This is a genomic window from Streptomyces sp. NPDC037421 (assembly GCF_055602105.1).
This window is the reverse complement of record NZ_JBVJWV010000002.1, coordinates 274549-289808: the sequence shown is the minus strand read 5'-3', so window position 1 is coordinate 289808 and position 15260 is coordinate 274549. Positions and strand designations below refer to the sequence as shown.

The 15260-nt window shown below is 75.1% G+C and carries 15 protein-coding genes; 8 read left to right on the top strand and 7 right to left on the bottom strand.

What is annotated here, in order from left to right; genetic code table 11:
* Positions 1–223: 223 nt before the first annotated feature.
* From ACZ7IF_RS04790 to ACZ7IF_RS04780, 3 genes are all read right to left on the bottom strand, one after another.
* The gene (locus ACZ7IF_RS04790; RefSeq protein WP_470963030.1) at positions 224–2017 is read right to left on the bottom strand and encodes a glycoside hydrolase family 15 protein; all 1794 of its coding nucleotides are present in this window, start codon (positions 2015–2017) and stop codon (positions 224–226) included.
* A gap of 29 nt (positions 2018–2046) precedes the next feature.
* Positions 2047–2559, bottom strand: a complete 513-nt coding sequence (locus ACZ7IF_RS04785; protein ID WP_470963027.1) for a MarR family winged helix-turn-helix transcriptional regulator — start codon at positions 2557–2559, stop codon at positions 2047–2049.
* A gap of 139 nt (positions 2560–2698) precedes the next feature.
* On the bottom strand, positions 2699–3256 hold the full coding sequence (locus ACZ7IF_RS04780; protein ID WP_470963024.1) for a DoxX family membrane protein: 558 nt from the start codon (positions 3254–3256) through the stop codon (positions 2699–2701).
* A gap of 122 nt (positions 3257–3378) precedes the next feature.
* On the opposite strand from ACZ7IF_RS04780, the gene ACZ7IF_RS04775 reads away from it, so the two are divergent.
* Complete coding sequence (locus ACZ7IF_RS04775; protein ID WP_470963021.1) at positions 3379–3843, top strand: MarR family winged helix-turn-helix transcriptional regulator; 465 nt, start codon at positions 3379–3381, stop codon at positions 3841–3843.
* A gap of 80 nt (positions 3844–3923) precedes the next feature.
* Here the strand turns inward: ACZ7IF_RS04775 and ACZ7IF_RS04770 are convergent, their stop codons facing one another.
* Positions 3924–4103 carry a hypothetical protein gene (locus ACZ7IF_RS04770; RefSeq protein WP_470963018.1) on the bottom strand — a complete coding sequence of 60 codons (180 nt, stop codon included), beginning with the start codon at positions 4101–4103 and terminating at the stop codon, positions 3924–3926.
* 236 nt (positions 4104–4339) lie between these two features.
* Here ACZ7IF_RS04770 and dhaK point away from each other — a divergent pair, with 236 nt between their 5' ends.
* The 3 genes from dhaK to ACZ7IF_RS04755 are packed head-to-tail and all read left to right on the top strand — an operon-like array spanning position 4340 to position 6394.
* Positions 4340–5344, top strand: a complete 1005-nt coding sequence (gene dhaK, locus ACZ7IF_RS04765) for a dihydroxyacetone kinase subunit DhaK (RefSeq protein ID WP_470963015.1) — start codon at positions 4340–4342, stop codon at positions 5342–5344.
* A gap of 37 nt (positions 5345–5381) precedes the next feature.
* Positions 5382–5990 carry a dihydroxyacetone kinase subunit DhaL gene (dhaL, locus tag ACZ7IF_RS04760; protein WP_470963012.1) on the top strand — a complete coding sequence of 203 codons (609 nt, stop codon included), beginning with the start codon at positions 5382–5384 and terminating at the stop codon, positions 5988–5990.
* Positions 5987–6394: a PTS-dependent dihydroxyacetone kinase phosphotransferase subunit DhaM gene (locus ACZ7IF_RS04755; protein ID WP_470963009.1), complete on the top strand. Its 408-nt coding sequence runs from the start codon at positions 5987–5989 to the stop codon at positions 6392–6394. Before dhaL ends, ACZ7IF_RS04755 begins: the two co-directional genes overlap by 4 nt.
* A gap of 295 nt (positions 6395–6689) precedes the next feature.
* Here the strand turns inward: ACZ7IF_RS04755 and ACZ7IF_RS04750 are convergent, their stop codons facing one another.
* A complete protein-coding gene (locus ACZ7IF_RS04750) occupies positions 6690–7100 on the bottom strand; it encodes an RNA-binding S4 domain-containing protein (protein ID WP_470963006.1) in 411 nt (136 codons plus the stop codon).
* A 134-nt stretch (positions 7101–7234) separates the two neighbouring features.
* Here ACZ7IF_RS04750 and ACZ7IF_RS04745 point away from each other — a divergent pair, with 134 nt between their 5' ends.
* From ACZ7IF_RS04745 to ACZ7IF_RS04730, 4 genes are all read left to right on the top strand, one after another.
* The gene (locus tag ACZ7IF_RS04745) at positions 7235–7630 is read left to right on the top strand and encodes a TOBE domain-containing protein (protein ID WP_470963003.1); all 396 of its coding nucleotides are present in this window, start codon (positions 7235–7237) and stop codon (positions 7628–7630) included.
* A gap of 156 nt (positions 7631–7786) precedes the next feature.
* Positions 7787–8605, top strand: a complete 819-nt coding sequence (gene modA / locus ACZ7IF_RS04740; protein WP_470963000.1) for a molybdate ABC transporter substrate-binding protein — start codon at positions 7787–7789, stop codon at positions 8603–8605.
* 169 nt (positions 8606–8774) lie between these two features.
* Positions 8775–10703 carry an ABC transporter permease gene (locus ACZ7IF_RS04735; protein WP_470962996.1) on the top strand — a complete coding sequence of 643 codons (1929 nt, stop codon included), beginning with the start codon at positions 8775–8777 and terminating at the stop codon, positions 10701–10703.
* A 313-nt stretch (positions 10704–11016) separates the two neighbouring features.
* Positions 11017–11682, top strand: a complete 666-nt coding sequence (locus ACZ7IF_RS04730; RefSeq protein WP_470962993.1) for a DUF4328 domain-containing protein — start codon at positions 11017–11019, stop codon at positions 11680–11682.
* A 5-nt stretch (positions 11683–11687) separates the two neighbouring features.
* On the opposite strand, the gene ACZ7IF_RS04725 is transcribed toward ACZ7IF_RS04730, so the two are convergent.
* Positions 11688–13766 carry a SpoIIE family protein phosphatase gene (locus ACZ7IF_RS04725; RefSeq protein ID WP_470962990.1) on the bottom strand — a complete coding sequence of 693 codons (2079 nt, stop codon included), beginning with the start codon at positions 13764–13766 and terminating at the stop codon, positions 11688–11690.
* A 12-nt stretch (positions 13767–13778) separates the two neighbouring features.
* Positions 13779–15137: a DUF6777 domain-containing protein gene (locus ACZ7IF_RS04720; protein WP_470962987.1), complete on the bottom strand. Its 1359-nt coding sequence runs from the start codon at positions 15135–15137 to the stop codon at positions 13779–13781.
* Positions 15138–15260 lie beyond the last annotated feature (123 nt).

Genomic DNA, 15260 nt, shown 5'->3' with positions numbered 1-15260 from the left:
CGGTTGCCTAGAGCATGCCTCACGACCTTCCCTAAGCCCCGCGAGACGAGGGAACCATGCGGCCCCCACCCCCCCCCCCCCCCCCCCCCGGGCCCCCCCCCCCCCCCCCCCCCCCCCCGGGGCGTGTCTTGCGGACCTCGCTCCCCCGGCTACCGCCGGGAGGTGTCCCGGCCCCGCGCCGCCCGGCGGGATCCGGAAGAGACGGCCCAGCCCGTGTGCGGGGTCAGCCGACGGCTTCGGCACCGGACAGGGCGATCGCGGTGTTGACCAGGCCGACGTGGCTGAACGCCTGCGGGAAGTTGCCGAGCTGGCGCCCGGCGCGGGTGTCGTACTCCTCGGCGAGCAGGCCCACGTCGTTGCGCACCGCCAGCAGCTTCTCGAAGAGTTCGCGGGCCTCCTTGGTCCGGCCGGTCATGTGCAGGGCGTCGGCCAGCCAGAACGAGCAGGCCAGGAAGGTTCCCTCGTCCCCGGGGAGCCCGTCGACGGAGGGTCCTTCGGTGCTGTAGCGGCGTACCAGGCCGCTGCTGCCCAGTTCCGCCCGGACGGCGTCGACGGTGCCGATCACGCGCGGGTCGTCGGGCGGGAGGAAGCCGACGCGGGGGATGAGCAGGGTGGCCGCGTCCAGCTCGCGGGAGCCGTAGTACTGGGTGAAAGTGCCCCGCTCGGGGTCGTAGCCCTTGTCGCACACGTCGCGGTGCACCTCGTCCCGCATGGCCCGCCAGCGCTCGACGTCGCCCGGCATGTGCGGGGCGTTCTCCAGGGTCCGCACGGCCCGGTCGGCGGCGACCCAGGCCATCACCTTGGAGTGGGTGAAGTGGCGGCGCGGGCCGCGCACCTCCCACAGCCCCTCGTCCGGGCGGTGCCAGTTGCGCTCCAGGAAGTCGAGGAGGGCGAGCTGGATCTTCCAGGCGTGCCGTTCCGAGGCCAGCCCGGAGGCCCGCGCCAGGTGGAGGGCGTCGAGGACCTCTCCGTACACGTCCAGCTGGAGCTGGTCCACGGCGGCGTTTCCGACCCGGACCGGGGCGGAGGCGGCGTAGCCGCGCAGCCAGGGCAGTTCGGTCTCGGGGATGCGGCGCTCGCCGGCGATGCCGTACATGATCTGGAGGTCGGCCGGGTCGCCCGCGACGGCGCGCAGCAGCCAGCCCCGCCAGGCCCGTGCCTCGTCGAGGAAGCCGGTGGACAGGAGGGCGCCCAGGGTCAGGGTGGCGTCGCGCAGCCAGCAGTAGCGGTAGTCCCAGTTGCGGACCCCGCCGATCTCCTCGGGCAGCGAGGTGGTGGCGGCGGCCGCGATCCCGCCGGTGGGGGCGAAGGTGAGGGCCTTGAGGGTGATCAGCGAGCGGGTGACGGCCTCCTTGTACGGGCCCTCGTAACGGCACTGGCCGGCCCACTCGCGCCAGTCTGCGAGGCTCTGCTCCCATGCCTCGTACGGGTCCACGGGCTCGGGGCGCGGCTCGTGCGAGGGGTGCCAGCTCAGTACGAAGGCGACCTTCTCCCCGGGGCCGACGGTGCACTCCGAGCGGGTGCTGCGGTCCTCGCCCCAGGTCCGTACGGGCGGCTCGCTTCGGAACCACACCGAGTCGGGTCCGGCGACCGCGACCCGGTCGCCCTCGCTGCGCCGGACCCAGGGGACGACGTGTCCGTAGTCGAAGCGCAGCCGCAGGGTGCTGCGGACGGTGACCCGGCCCGAGACCCCCTCGACGATGCGCATCACCTCGGGCGCGTTGTCGCGCTGCGGCATGAAGTCGACGACCTTGACGGTGCCTTCGTCGGTCTCCCAGTACGACTCCAGGACCAGCGAGCCGTCCAGGTAGGCCCGCCGCGTGCACCGTTCGCCGTTCTCGGCGGCGGCCGGGGCGATGCGCCAGTGGCCGTTCTCCTTGTTGCCGAGGAGGGCGGCGAAGCAGGCGGCGGAGTCGAAGTGCGGCAGGCACAGCCAGTCGATGGACCCGTCGCGGCCGACCAATGCGCTGGTCATCAGGTCGCCGATGAGTGCGTAGTCTTCGATGGGTTGTGTCATTCATCCGCTTTTCCCCCGAACGCCGGGGGTCAATCAGCCCGCGTGGGGTGGGCGGCGGCGCGGGCGGCCTCGACGTTGGCGGCCATCCTGCGCAGCACCTTGAGCGCGGCGACGTACTCCGCGTCGTCGATGCCCTCGTGGACGACGGCGCGCTGCTCGGTCACGAGGGCGCGCAGCCGGATCCTGGCGGCCTCCCCCTCGTCGGTCAGGTGCAGCCGGCCGCCCTCGTCGCCGCGGAGCCAGCCGCGGTGGAGGAGCTGGTCGACGACGCGGGGGATCTCGTACGGCCCGTCCGCGAGGGGGGTCAGCTGGGCGGCCACCTCCTCGCGGGCGGGCGCGGCGGGTCCGCCGTGCACCCGGTTGAGCACCCAGTACTGCGGCTGCGTGACGTCGATCCGCGCCATGGCGTCGCGCAGGTGCCGGGTGACGGCGTCGTGGGCGAGCCCGCTCCAGTAGCCGATGGGCTGGGTGGCGAGCGCGTCGTCGGCGGCGGCCGGGTCTGCGGGCGCCTGGTCGGTGGTGTCGCCGGTGGAGGGTTTCATGATCACGACGCTACCGGCAGCCCGCGCGACGGCCCAGGCCTGGCGCGTGCCCCCTCTCGGGTGGCCCGGCTTCCGGGGTCTGCACTACCGACATCTCCTTGGTCGGCATCCGGTCCGGCGCTGACCAAGGAGACGGAACCTAACCCCGGATGAAGAGCGTCACGACGGCGAGGAGCACGCCGAGGGCGAGGGCCTGGGCGCCGAGGGCGAGGCGGTGGGTGCGCAGGGCGGGGACGGACAGGAGCCGGTCGACGGCGTGGCGGCCGGGGCCGGCCAGGGTGAGGGCGGCGGCGGCCACGGCGAGCAGGAGCTCGTACTCCATGCCCTTCGGGGCGAAGAAGGCGCCGGCACCGTGGACGGCCAGGGCGTTGATCATCGTGCCGGTGACGGCCGCCCCGGCGAGCGGGGTGAGCAGGCCGAGGGCGAGGCCGAGGCCGCCGAGGGTCTCGGTCAGGCCTGCGAGGGTGGCCATGGCGTCGCCCGCCGGGTAGCCGCTGGCGGTGAAGAACTGGCCGGTGCCGCTGATCCCGCCGCCGCCGAACCAGCCGAAGAGCTTCTGGGCGCCGTGGGCGGCCACGGTGAGACCGAGGACGACACGCAGGAGGAGCAGTCCGGCGTCGTAGGAGGAGGTGTCGGCGACGGGGACGGCCGGGGCGGCGGCCGGGGCCTTCGTCGCGGTGGCGGTGGCGCTGCTCATGGGGGGGTCCTTCCGGTCGGGCGGCCCGAGGAGATTGGTTCAAATTCGAACCTGCTTGAGTCCGACTCTAGCCACGGATCAGCCAGTGATTCAAATTCGAACAACTCGTGTACCCTGGCGCCATGGCTGAACCGAGATGGCTGGACGACCGCGAGATGCGGGCCTGGAGGGGCTTCCTGGCCGCCTCCGCACTGGTGAACCGGCGGCTCGACCAGCAGCTGAAGGACGATTCCGGACTCTCCCACCCCCAGTACGAGATCCTCGTGCGGCTCGCCGCGGCGCCCGACCAGGAGCTGCGCATGACGGAGCTCGCCAACGGGCTGATCAACTCCAAGAGCGGCCTCACCTACCAGGTCGGCCAGATGGAGAAGGCCGGCCTGGTCCGCCGCCGCAGCTGCCCCTCGGACGTCCGGGGCGTCTTCGCCGTCCTCACGGACGCGGGCCGGACCCGCCTGGAGGAAGCCGCCCCCGGCCACGTCACGGCGGTCCGCGAGGCCCTCGTGGACGTACTCACCCCCGAACAGCTGGACGCCCTCGCCGACGGCCTCGGCGAGGTCAGCCGCCGCCTGCGCGAACAGGGCGCCTGACGGGGAGAAAGAGCGGGGCCCGGAGGCTGGACGGCCCCCGCCCCGCCCCGCGCCCCCGCGCGGGCGGCGGGCCGCCGGGCTCAGGTGAAGGCGATGGCCGCCCCGGTGGCGACCGAGAGCTCCGCGACCCGGAGGAGTTGCAGGCAGCCGCAGGACTCGACGCCGTAGCGCTGCCGGCCCCCGGCGGCCGGCTCCTCCGCGTCGGCGGCTTCGAAGAGCTCCTCGGAGTGCGGGTCGAGGTGCTCGGGAAGACCGAGCACCCGGCGCGCTCCAGCAGTGCGCCGATCGCGGCGAAGTCGGCGCGGGCCCTGTCCGCGCATTCGTCCTCGGCACCGGCGAGGACTCCGACGATCACGTTCAGAGCCATGACCCGATCGTGCCGGGGCAGTCCGGCGACGGCCGCGCCGCGTCCGCGTTCCGCCGCCCCGGCGGGGCCGTCTGCCATACCGTCGGCAGCAGGTCACAGGACACGACTCCACCGCACCGGGAGGTTTCCGTGAAGATGCTCATCAACTCACCCGACACCGTGGTCTCCGACGCGCTGCGCGGCATGGCGGCCGCGCACCCCGAGCTCGACGTCGACGTGGAGCGGCAGGTCGTCGTACGGCGGGACGCGCGGGCCGGCGGACGGGTCGGGCTGGTTTCCGGGGGCGGGTCCGGGCACGAGCCGCTGCACGCCGGGTTCGTGGGCCCCGGGATGCTCTCGGCGGCGTGCGCCGGCGCTGTGTTCACCTCGCCGGTGCCCGACCAGATGCTGCACGCGGCCGGTGCCGTCGACGCCGGTCAGGGGGTGCTGTTCGTCGTCAAGAACTACACCGGGGACGTGCTGAACTTCCAGATGGCCGCCGAGCTGGCGGAGGAGGACGGCCTGCGGGTGGAGCGGGTGCTCGTCAACGACGACGTCGCCGTGACCGACAGCCTCTACACGGCCGGCCGGCGCGGCACGGGAGCCACCCTCTTCGTCGAGAAGATCGCCGGGGCGGCCGCCGAGGAGGGGGCGCCGCTGGAGCGGGTCGCCGCCCTCGCCCGGCGGGTCAACGACTCCTCCCGCAGTTTCGGGGTGGCCCTCAGCGCCTGCACCACACCCGCGAAGGGCAGTCCGACCTTCGACCTCCCCGACGGGGAGCTGGAGTTGGGCGTGGGGATCCACGGCGAACCCGGCCGGGAGCGGCGCGCGATGATGACCTCCCGGGAGATCGCGGAGGTGGCGGTGGCGGCCGTGCTGGACGATCTGGCGGAGGCGGGACCGCCGGCCGGTCCGGTGCTGCTGCTGGTCAACGGGATGGGCGCGACCCCGCTGCTGGAGCTGTACGGGTTCCACGCGGAGGTGGCCGCGGTCCTGGCCGCGCGGGGCGTGCCGGTGGCGCGGGCGCTCGTCGGGAACTACGTCACCTCCCTGGACATGGCAGGGTGTTCGGTGACCGTGTGCCGGGCGGACGACGAGCTGCTGCGGCTGTGGGACGCGCCGGTGCGGACGGCCGCCCTGCGCTGGGGGTGCTGAGCGCGTGGCGGACGTACGGGAAGGCGGAGGAGACGGAATGCGGGACGCGGAGTTCTTCCGGCGCTGGATGGAGGCCGCCGCGGCGGCGGTGGAACGGGAGGCGGACCGGCTGACCGAGCTCGACTCCCCCATCGGCGACGCCGACCACGGGGCCAACCTGCTGCGGGGCTTCACGGCCGTGCGTACGGCACTGGCCGGGGCCGACCCGGCGGCCGTGCCCGGGGCGCTGCTCCAGCTGGCCGGCCGCACGCTCATCTCCACGGTGGGCGGCGCGTCCGGACCGCTGTACGGGACGCTGCTGCGGCGCACCGGCAAGGAGCTCGGGGAGGCCGCCGAGGTCTCCGACGGGGAGCTGCGCGGGGCCCTGGACGCGGGGGTGGACGCGGTGGCCCGGCTGGGCGGGGCGGCACCGGGCGACAAGACGATGCTGGACGCGCTGGTCCCGGGGGTCGCGGCGCTGGGTACGTCCTACCGTGCCGCCGGGGACGCGGCGGAGGGCGGGGCCCTGGCGACGGTTCCGATACTGGCCCGCAAGGGCCGCGCCAGCTACCTCGGGGAGCGCAGCGTCGGGCACCAGGACCCGGGGGCCACCTCGGCCGCCCTGCTGCTGGGCGCGCTGGCCGACGCGGCGGAGGGGGCCGCGTGAGCGGCGGGGCGCTGGTCGGCATCGTGCTGGTGTCGCACAGCGCCGGGGTCGCGGAGTCGGTGGCGGAGCTGGCGCGGGGCATCGCGGCGGGCGGTGCACTGGCCCCGGTGGCCCCGGCGGGCGGCACCGCCGACGGCGGGCTCGGCACGAGCGCGGAGCTGATCGCGGCGGCCGCGGCGGCGGTGGACCGGGGGGCCGGGGTCGCGCTGCTGGTGGACCTGGGCAGCTCGGTGCTGACCGTGAAGGCGCTCCTGGAGGACGAGGAACTCCCGCCCGGATCCCGTCTGGTGGACGCCCCGTTCCTGGAGGGCGCGGTCGCGGCGGTGGTGGCCGCCTCGGCCGGAGCCCCCCTGGAGGCGGTGGCGGCGGCGGCCGAAGAGGCGTACGCCTACCGCAAGGCGTGACCCCGCGGGGGGGGCGTGACCCCGCGGGGGCGTGACCTCTACCCGCCCTTCGCCCGTTCCCCGGGGCGCTGACCGGACCCCCGCGCCTCAAGCGCCGGCAGATCCAGCCCCGCCGGCGCTTGAGGCGACGGGGCGCGCAGCGCCCGTACCGGGGTCAGGGGCGGAGCCCCTGGGAACGGTGGATGGGCGGGGAGGGGCCGGCCCCGCCCAGCGGCAGGGCCCCGCAGGCGGCGGAGGCGCGGCCGGGGGCCCGGTGTCCGGGCCCCCGGCCCGAGGCCCCGGACACCGCCGGAGGCTAGCGGCCGCGGAGGTTCTGCATTTCCCGGCGGTCCCGCTTCGTCGGGCGGCCCGTGCCGCGGTCGCGGATGCCGACCACCGCCGCCTCCACCGGGGTCGGCGGCGGCGGGCTGTTGTCCACGTAGCACTCGGCGGCGACCGGCGGTCCGACCCGCTTCGTCACGGGGCGCCGGACCACGACGATCCGCTCGCGCCCCGCGTGGAAGAGCCGTACCTCGTCGCCCGCGCGCACCTGCTGCGCGGGCTTCGCCCGTTCGCCGTTGACCTTCACGTGCCCCGCCCGGCAGGCCGTCGCCGCGACGGACCGGGTCTTGGTGAGCCGGACCGACCAGATCCAGGCGTCCACCCGCGCGGTCCCCGTCTCCAGCGGGGCCGCCCCCGTCTCCGTGGTCCTCGTACCGTCAGTCATGCCCCGACTCTAGCGATCCGGCCGCCCCGAAGCGGAACGGATTTTGGCAGATACCACAAGCGGCATGGCATATGCGATAGAGATCAAGCCAAACGAATTGCACATGCAGGTTCGTTCCCCCTACCTTGTCGCACATGCAGTCCTACACCATCGGACAGGCGGCGCGTCTGCCGGGCGTCAGCCCGGACACCGCGCGCCGCTGGGCCGACGCCGGCCGGGTCGCGACCCATCGCGACGAGGGCGGCCGCCGCCTGATCGACGGCCGCGACCTGGCGGCCTTCTCCGTCGAGGTGGGGCAGGGCGCCCACACCGAGGACGGCGAGTCCCACACCTCGGTGCGCAACGCCTTCCCCGGCATCGTCACGGCCGTCAGGCTCGGCGACGTCGCCGCCCAGGTCGAGATCCAGGCCGGTCCCCACCGGCTGGTCTCCCTCCTCACCCGCGAGGCCGTCGAGGAGCTCGGGCTGGAGGTCGGCATGCGGGCCACCGCCCGCGTGAAGTCGACCAGCGTGCACGTCGACCGCGCCTGAGCCGGGCCGACGGCCAGACCGGCCCCAGCCCCAGACCCGGCCCCGGACCGAGACCCATCGCTCGTCCCCACCCGCTCCGCCCGTCACCGGCGCGGGTCACCACCGCGCGGCCCCGGCACCCGGCCGGCCGCCGACCCGACCGAGGAGCACCCGCTCATGTCCGCCACCCCGAACGCCCGCCGCATCGCCGCCGCCGCGCTCACCGCCGCCCTGCTCGTACCCCTGTCCGCCTGCGGCAGCAGCGGCGACGAGAAGAAGGCCGACGACGCCGCCCCCTCCGCCTCGGCCCCCGCCTCCGCCGAGGCCAAGGCCGCGAACCTCACCGTGCTCGCCGCGTCCTCCCTCACCGACGTGTTCAACACGGCGAAGGCGGCGTACGAGAAGTCCCACCCCGGCACCAAGGTGACCATCTCCTTCGCCGGTTCCCAGGAACTCGCCGCCCAGGTCAAGCAGGGCGCCCCGGCCGACGCCCTGGTCACCGCCGACACCAAGACCATGGACGGCCTGAAGGCCGAGACCAACGACGCCACGGTCATCGCGAAGAACCGCCTGGTCGTCGCGGCCGGCAAGGGCAACCCCTTCAAGATCGACGAGCTCAAGGACCTCGCCGACTCCAAGATCAAGGTCGTCCTCGCGGCGCCCGAGGTCCCGGTCGGCCGCTACAGCAAGCAGATCCTCGACGCCCAGAAGATCGAGGTGAAGCCGGTCTCCCAGGAGCCCAACGTCCGTGCCGTCCTGAGCAAGGTCGAGCTGGGCGAGGCCGACGCCGGCCTCGTCTACAAGACCGACACCATCAAGTCCGGTGACAAGGTCGTCGCCGTGGACATCCCGGACGAGCAGAACGCCGTCGCCTCCTACCCGGCCGCCACCCTGAAGCAGTCCAAGAACGCCGAGGCCGCCGCCGCGTTCGTGGCCTGGCTGAGCAGCCCCGAGGCGCAGAAGATCCTCCAGGACGCCGGCTTCCAGAAGGCCTAGGGGGTGTCCGGCGGATCAGGGCCGGACACCTCCTAGCCGCCACGGCCGCGGAGGGGGCTGCCCGGTCCGGGGGGACGGGCAGCCCCTTTCGGCGTGTCCGGCGCCCGCGCCGCGCCCGTACGCTCCGTAGGATCCCTCCCCGGCCCCGACCAGGAACCCCCATCACCCCATGAGCAGACTCCGCACCCGCACCCGGCCCCCCGTGACGCTGGCGCTCCCCGCGCTGCTCGCCGTCGCGTTCCTGCTGCTGCCGCTCATCGGCATCCTCACCCGTACGCAGTGGGGCGAACTCGGCGCCCACCTCACCAGCCCCGGTGTGGTCACGGCCCTGAAGCTCTCGCTGCTGGTGTCCGTGTGGGCGCTCGGCCTCTCGCTGCTCCTCGGGGTGCCGCTCGCCTGGCTGCTGGCCCGGGTCGAGTTCAAGGGCAAGGCCTTCGTCCGTTCGCTGGTGCTGCTGCCGATGGTGCTGCCGCCGACCGTCGGCGGCGTCGCACTGCTGCTCGGCTTCGGACGGCGCGGACTGCTCGGGCCGTGGCTGGAGGACACCTTCGGCGTCACACTGCCCTTCCACACGTCCGGGGCGGTCGTCGCGGCGACCTTCGTCGCCATGCCCTTCCTGGTGATCAGCCTGGAGGGGGCGCTCGGCGGGCTGAAGCAGAGCTACGAGGAGACCGCCGCCTCCCTCGGCGCCCCGCCGGTCCGGGTGTTCTTCACCGTCACCATGCCCATGGTCGCCCCCGGCCTGATCGCGGGCGCCGCCCTCACCTGGGCCCGCGCGCTCGGCGAGTTCGGCGCGACCATCACCTTCGCCGGCAACCTGCCGGGCACCACCCAGACCCTGCCGCTCCAGGTGTACCTGCTGCTCCAGGACCAGCCCGAGGCGGCCACCTCGGTCTCGCTGCTGCTGCTCGCCATCGCCATGGGCGTGCTCATCGCCCTGCGCGGCCGCTGGACCGGCACGCCCGCGGCCGCGAACCCCGGGGCCGGGCCGGAAGCACCCGCCCCCGCCCTCTCCGAGGAGTCCCCCGCCCCCGCACCGGCCCCCGCACCGGCCGATGGCGGCCGCTGGCCCCTGCACGCCGAGGTCACCGGCTTCAACGAGCTCACCCTCGACGCAGGACCCGGCACCACCATCGCCGTGGTGGGCGAGAACGGCGCCGGCAAGACCACCCTGCTGCGCGCCCTGCTCGGCCTGACCCCGCGCGCCCGCGCCGAGCTGCGGCTCGGGGACACCGACGTCACCGCCCTGCCCCCGCACCGGCGGCAGGTGGCCTGGGTCCCGCAGGACGGGGCGCTGTTCCCGCACCTGAGCGCCCTGGCCAACACCGCGTACGGGCTTCGCGCCCGCCGGGTCGGGCGCGCCGAGGCCCGCCGCGAGGCGCAGCTGTGGCTGGACCGGCTCGGCGTGGGCCACCTCGCGCAGCGCCGGCCCGCGCAGCTGTCGGGCGGTCAGGCGCAGCGGGTGGCCCTCGCCCGGGCGCTGGCCGCCCGGCCCCGGCTGCTGCTGCTCGACGAGCCCCTCGCCGCCCTCGACCAGACGACCCGGGCGCACGTGCGGCACACCCTGCGCAGGCACCTGGCGGGCTTCGGCGGGGTCTGCCTGATCGTCACGCACGACCCCGTCGAGGCGGTGTCGCTGGCCGACCGGGTCCTCGTACTGGCCGACGGGCGCACCCTCCAGGACGCGCCGCCCGCCGAGGTCGCCCGGCATCCGCGCTCGCCTTGGGTGGCCCGGATGCTGGGCCGCAACGCCTGGCCCGGCACCGCCTCCGCCGAAGGGCTCCTCCTCGCGGGAGGCGGCCGGCTGGTGGTGGCGGAGACGCTGCCGGAGGGGGCGCAGGCCCTGGCGATCATCGCCCCGGAGGCGGTGTCGCTGCACCGGGACCGCCCGGAAGGCAGCCCCCGCAACGTCTGGCCGGGCACCGTACGGGAGGTCACCTCGGCCGGCAGCCGGCTGCGCGTGCTCGTCGCCCCGGCCGAGGCGCCCGACCTGGTCGCGGAGATCACCCCGGAGGCAGCCGCCGAGCTCGGCGTGGCCGACGGCGCGCCGGTGTGGACGAGCGTGAAGGCCACCGAGGTCACGCTGGTGCCTCTCTAGGGCCGTCTCCGGCCGGCGGGGGTGGCCGGGAACGGCCGGCGGGGCGAACGGTTTGGACGCCGGACGCGGCACTGGCATATGTTCAGCGCTGCCCGGACCGGCGTTCGACCGGCCGGTGCCGCGTTCACCACCGCACTTTCGCACGTCCCGTGGGGGGTCCTTCACCATGTCCTTCAGCGCGCCCGGATCTCCGCCGCCACCTCAGGCCCCCGGCTCGCAGCCGCCGTACGGGGCGACCCCGTACCCGGCCGGCCCTCCGCTTCCCGGAACCCCCTACCCCGGCCAGGCCTTCCCGTTCCCACCGCCGCCGCCCGTGCAGCGGCTGCGCTCCCCGCGGGGCCTCGCGACCGCGCTGACCGTGCTGCTCTGCGGGGCGGCCGTGGTCAGCCTCTTCTCGGCCGCCGCCAACCTGAACACGTGGTCGCTGATGGAGGACGTCGCCGCGGACCCCTCCTCGGTACCGGACGACACCCTCGACCAGTCCGACGTGCTGACCGGACTCGCCTCGGGCCTCCACTGGCTGGCCCTGCTCGTCACGGCCGTGGTCTTCGTCATCTGGTTCCACCGGGTCCGCGTCAACGGCCAGGTCTTCCGCCCCGACGCCTTCACCCTGGCGAGCGGCTGGGCCATCGGCTCCTGGTTCGTCCCCGTCGGCAACCTCTTCCTGCCGTACCGGGTGGCGAAGCAGACCTGGGAGGCGAGCGTCCAGCTCGCGCCGGACGGCTCGTACCGCCACGTGTCCACGGCGCCCGTGACCTCGTGGTGGATCGTGTGGGCCGTGTCGCTGGTCCTCGACCGGGTCCTCAACGCGCTGTACGTCCGCGCCGAGACCCCCGAGAGCCTGCGCGAGGTCTCGGTGCTCGGTGTCGTCACCGACCTGACGACGGTCGCCGCGGCCGTCCTCGCCATGGTGTTCGTCCGCAAGCTGACGGCCCTGCAGAACGTGAAGGCCGCTCAGGGCCCGTACGCCGCCGTCTGAAGCCGCTACGCCCCCGTCCGGGGGGCGGCGGGGACGGGTACGGCGAACTCGCACCACACGCACTTCCCGGCGCCCCGGGGCTCCACGCCCCAGGCGTCCGCGAGCCGTTCGACCAGCAGCAGGCCGCGGCCCGACACCGCCCAGTCGTCGGCCTCCCGGCGGCGGGGCAGGGCACTGCTGCGGTCCTCGACCTCGATCCGGATCCGGCCCGCGGCGGTCAGCCTCAGCGCGACCTGGCCGCCGCCGTCGGTGTGGACGAGGGCGTTGGTCATCAGCTCGTCCGCCGCCAGCTCGATCTCGTCGGCCCGGTCCCGGGCGCCCCAGGCGGCCACCGCCGCCCGGATCAGGTGCCGGGCCATCGCCGGTCCGTCCACGTCGCCCGGTACCAGGCGCTGGCGCAGCGGCCCGCCGCCGCGCGGGGCGGGGGTGCCGCGCCGGCGCAGCAGGAGCAGGGCCATGTCGTCCCCGCCGCCCGCGTCCCCGACGAGGTCGCACAGCACGTCGGCGAGTTCCTCGACGTCGGCCGGGCCGTGTTCGGCGGCCTCCATGAACTCCCGCATCCCGGTCTCGGAGTCGCCGCCGGGCCGTTCGACGAGGCCGTCGGTGCACAGCAGCAGGGTGTCCCCGGGGTGCAGTTCGAGCGTGGTGACCGGGTAGCCGGAGCCGCTGCCCGGCTGCTCGCGCGGGGGCAGGCCGAGGGGGAGCCCGCCCGCCACCTGGATCCGGTGGCAGCTGCCGTCCCCGCGCCGCACGACCGGGTCGAGGTGGCCGGCCCGCACGAGGTGCAGCATCCCGGTGTTCAGGTCCAGTTCGGCGTAGGTGCAGGTGGCGAAGCGCTCCGTCGCCAGGTCGCGGAGGAAGGCGGAGGCCCGCGCCAGCGCCGTGCCGGGGGTGTGGCCCTCCAGGACGTAGGCGCGGAGCACGATCCGCAGCTGTCCCATCACGGCCGCCGCGTCCGTGTCGTGGCCCTCGACGTCGCCGATCGTCACCCCGACCCTGCCTTCGCCGAGGGGGACCACGTCGTACCAGTCGCCGCCGATGTCCCGCCCGACCCGGGCGGCCCGGTACCGTACGGCGATCAGCGCGCCCGGCACCCGCGGGATCACCCGGGGCAGCATGGCCCGCTGGAGGCCCTCGGCGAGGTCGTGCTCCTGCTCGAACAGCATGGCCCGCTGGAGTCCCTGCGCGATCCCGCTGCCCAGCGCCACCAGCAGGTTGCGCTCCTCCGCGTCGAAGTCGCCGTCACGGGTGTACAGCAGTCCGAGCGCGCCGACGGGCCGGCCCTGCGCGATCAGCGGCAGGTAGACCCCGCTGCGCACGGCCAGCGGCTCGATGTACGGCCACAGCAGCGGGTAGCGCCGCTGGAACTCCTCGCGCGACGCGAGGAAGACCGGCTGCGTGGTCCGTACGGCCTCGCTCATCGGGAATTCCGCGTCGATGCGGGTGTACTCGATCTCGGGCACGTACGAGCCGAGCTGTCCCTCCGCGACCAGGTGGATCCGGCCGCCGTCGACGATGCCGAGCATGACGCTGACGGCGCCGAGGTGGCCGAGGGCCTCGGGGTCCTTGAGGACGTCGGTCACGTCGTTCACGGTGCGGGCGTGCGCGAGGATCGCGGTGGTCCTCTCGACGACCCCGGTCATCCTGCGCCGTCCTTCGTCCCGCTCCCCCGCGGCCCCGGGTTCCCCGGGGTCCTGGTCGGCGTCGCGGAGGATCCCGATGACCCGGTGCGCGCGACCGTGCGGGTCCCGCAGGACGTGCCCCTGGAGGTGGGTCCAGCCCGGCGTCCCGTCCTCGCGCAGGGTGCGGAAGTACGCCCCGTAGTGGCTGCGGCCGTCCTTCAGCGCCCGCTCCACCCGGGCGTCCAGCCGTTCCGCGTCGCCGGGCACGACGCGGCGGCGCAGTCCGGCGGGGGTCCCGTCGAACTGCTCCGGGCGCAGGTCCAGGACCTCGAGAGCGGTGGTGTCCAGGTACATGCGCCCGCTGTCGAGGTCCCAGTCGAAGGTGCCCATCCGGTTGAGCGCGAGGCTCAGGTCGGGCCGCGCGGGCCAGTCGACCTCCGGGGTCCGTCCCCGCTGGTCCATGCAGCCAGGGTCTCACTGTTCCCCCTGGCTCGGCATGTGCTCCGGGCCGGTCCGGTGGTCCGCCGGGGGCGTGGCCGGCGGCGGGCTGGACACGGTCGGCGGGGCGGTCGTCCGGTCGCCGGTCAGGGCCGGCGGGCGTACGGACCGCGTGGCCTGGGGCGTGCCCTTCTCCGTGGGAGGGCCGGTGTCCGTCGGGGTCCCCGCACCGGTCGGGCCGTCGGTCGGGGCCGGGGGCCGCGAGGCAGGGGTCGGGTGCTGGGTCGGGGTCGGGTGCTGGAGCGGGGTCGGGGGCGGGGTCGGGTGCTGGGGCAGCTCCGACGGGGTGACGACGAGCGGCGGAGGAAGGACCTCCGGCGGGGAGACCGTCGGCGGGGAGACGACCGGGGGCGAGACCACCGGCGGGGACACGACGGGCGGGGAGACGACGGGCGGGCCGACCGGCGGCCTGACGGGCCTGTCGGGCCGGGGAGCGGCGCCGCGGTCGCGTTCCAGCCAGCGGCGGTCGTGGTGGTCGTAGATGACGAACTTCCGCACGACCGTCACCGACGGCGCGACGACCACCACCTGTGCCGGGCGGTACGAGGACCAGGGCCGGCCGAACCGCTTCGGATCGGCCTTCAGCGGCACCGGCGGGCCCAGCGGGTTCCCGCAGGCGCAGCGCACCCTCGGTATCCCCCGGTCGTCCACCAGAACGGCCGTCCCGGCCTGGAGCACGGCCTGGTAGGGGGTGGCCCGGCCGTCGCGGTAGCCGTGGTTGGTGACCCGTGTGTCGATCCGCAGCTGCACCGGGGTGAGCGAGCGCAGGTGGCCCGGGACGGCCGCCGGCCGGATGCCGAGGGCCGAGGCGAAGGCGGCGTTCCTGGCGGGCTGCGAGGTCAGGGCGGTGATCTGCCTCTCCACGTCGCAGCTGGCGACGTCCTTCGTGCCGCCGTAGAGCCCGGGCGAGGAGCCGCTGACGCTGCGGGTGCCCGCGGCCGCGGTGGGCGTGGCGGTGCCCTGCGGCGGGCTTTCGGGCGGCGGGGTGGCCTGCTTCGCCGCGGTGGACTCGGTGAAGGGGTCCCGCCCGGCCTCCGCGGCAGGCTGGAGGAACACCTCGGCCGCGGCCCGCTGCGGGGTTCCGCCACCGCCGGGCCTGGTCAGCACCACCACCAGGGTGACCACCGCGGCGAGCGCCACGGCCAGCGTCGCCAGCCCGGGCACCGACCGCCACCAGGGCCCCCGGGGCGGCCCCCCGGCGCCGGGTCCGCTCTCGGGCGGTTGCGGGGGTTCCCCGCCGCCGCCCGAGAGCGGACCGGACGGCGGACCGGTCGGCCGCCCGGACGACGGCTGTGACGGCTGGGGCGGCCGCTCACCGGAGGGTTGCGTGGTCACGGGCTCCTCTTCCCAGGCGGAGGAATCCGGGGAAATGGCATGAATCCCAGGAACACCGGGGATTTCCGGCACTCTTGCCGACCATTGTGTGCGCCGTCCAGGTGGTGCCCGCAAGCCGGGGAT

Excerpts from the sequence above, each read along its gene's own strand:
- ACZ7IF_RS04735 (WP_470962996.1), top strand. The coding sequence starts at position 8,775 with ATGAGCAGACTCCGCACCCGCACCCGGCCCCCCGTGACGCTGGCGCTC.
- ACZ7IF_RS04790 (WP_470963030.1), bottom strand. The coding sequence starts at position 2,017 with ATGACACAACCCATCGAAGACTACGCACTCATCGGCGACCTGATGACC.
- modA (WP_470963000.1), top strand. The coding sequence starts at position 7,787 with ATGTCCGCCACCCCGAACGCCCGCCGCATCGCCGCCGCCGCGCTCACC.
- ACZ7IF_RS04750 (WP_470963006.1), bottom strand. The coding sequence starts at position 7,100 with ATGACTGACGGTACGAGGACCACGGAGACGGGGGCGGCCCCGCTGGAG.
- dhaL (WP_470963012.1), top strand. The coding sequence starts at position 5,382 with ATGCGGGACGCGGAGTTCTTCCGGCGCTGGATGGAGGCCGCCGCGGCG.
- ACZ7IF_RS04725 (WP_470962990.1), bottom strand. The coding sequence starts at position 13,766 with ATGGACCAGCGGGGACGGACCCCGGAGGTCGACTGGCCCGCGCGGCCC.
- ACZ7IF_RS04780 (WP_470963024.1), bottom strand. The coding sequence starts at position 3,256 with ATGAGCAGCGCCACCGCCACCGCGACGAAGGCCCCGGCCGCCGCCCCG.
- ACZ7IF_RS04785 (WP_470963027.1), bottom strand. The coding sequence starts at position 2,559 with ATGAAACCCTCCACCGGCGACACCACCGACCAGGCGCCCGCAGACCCG.
- ACZ7IF_RS04775 (WP_470963021.1), top strand. The coding sequence starts at position 3,379 with ATGGCTGAACCGAGATGGCTGGACGACCGCGAGATGCGGGCCTGGAGG.
- ACZ7IF_RS04745 (WP_470963003.1), top strand. The coding sequence starts at position 7,235 with ATGCAGTCCTACACCATCGGACAGGCGGCGCGTCTGCCGGGCGTCAGC.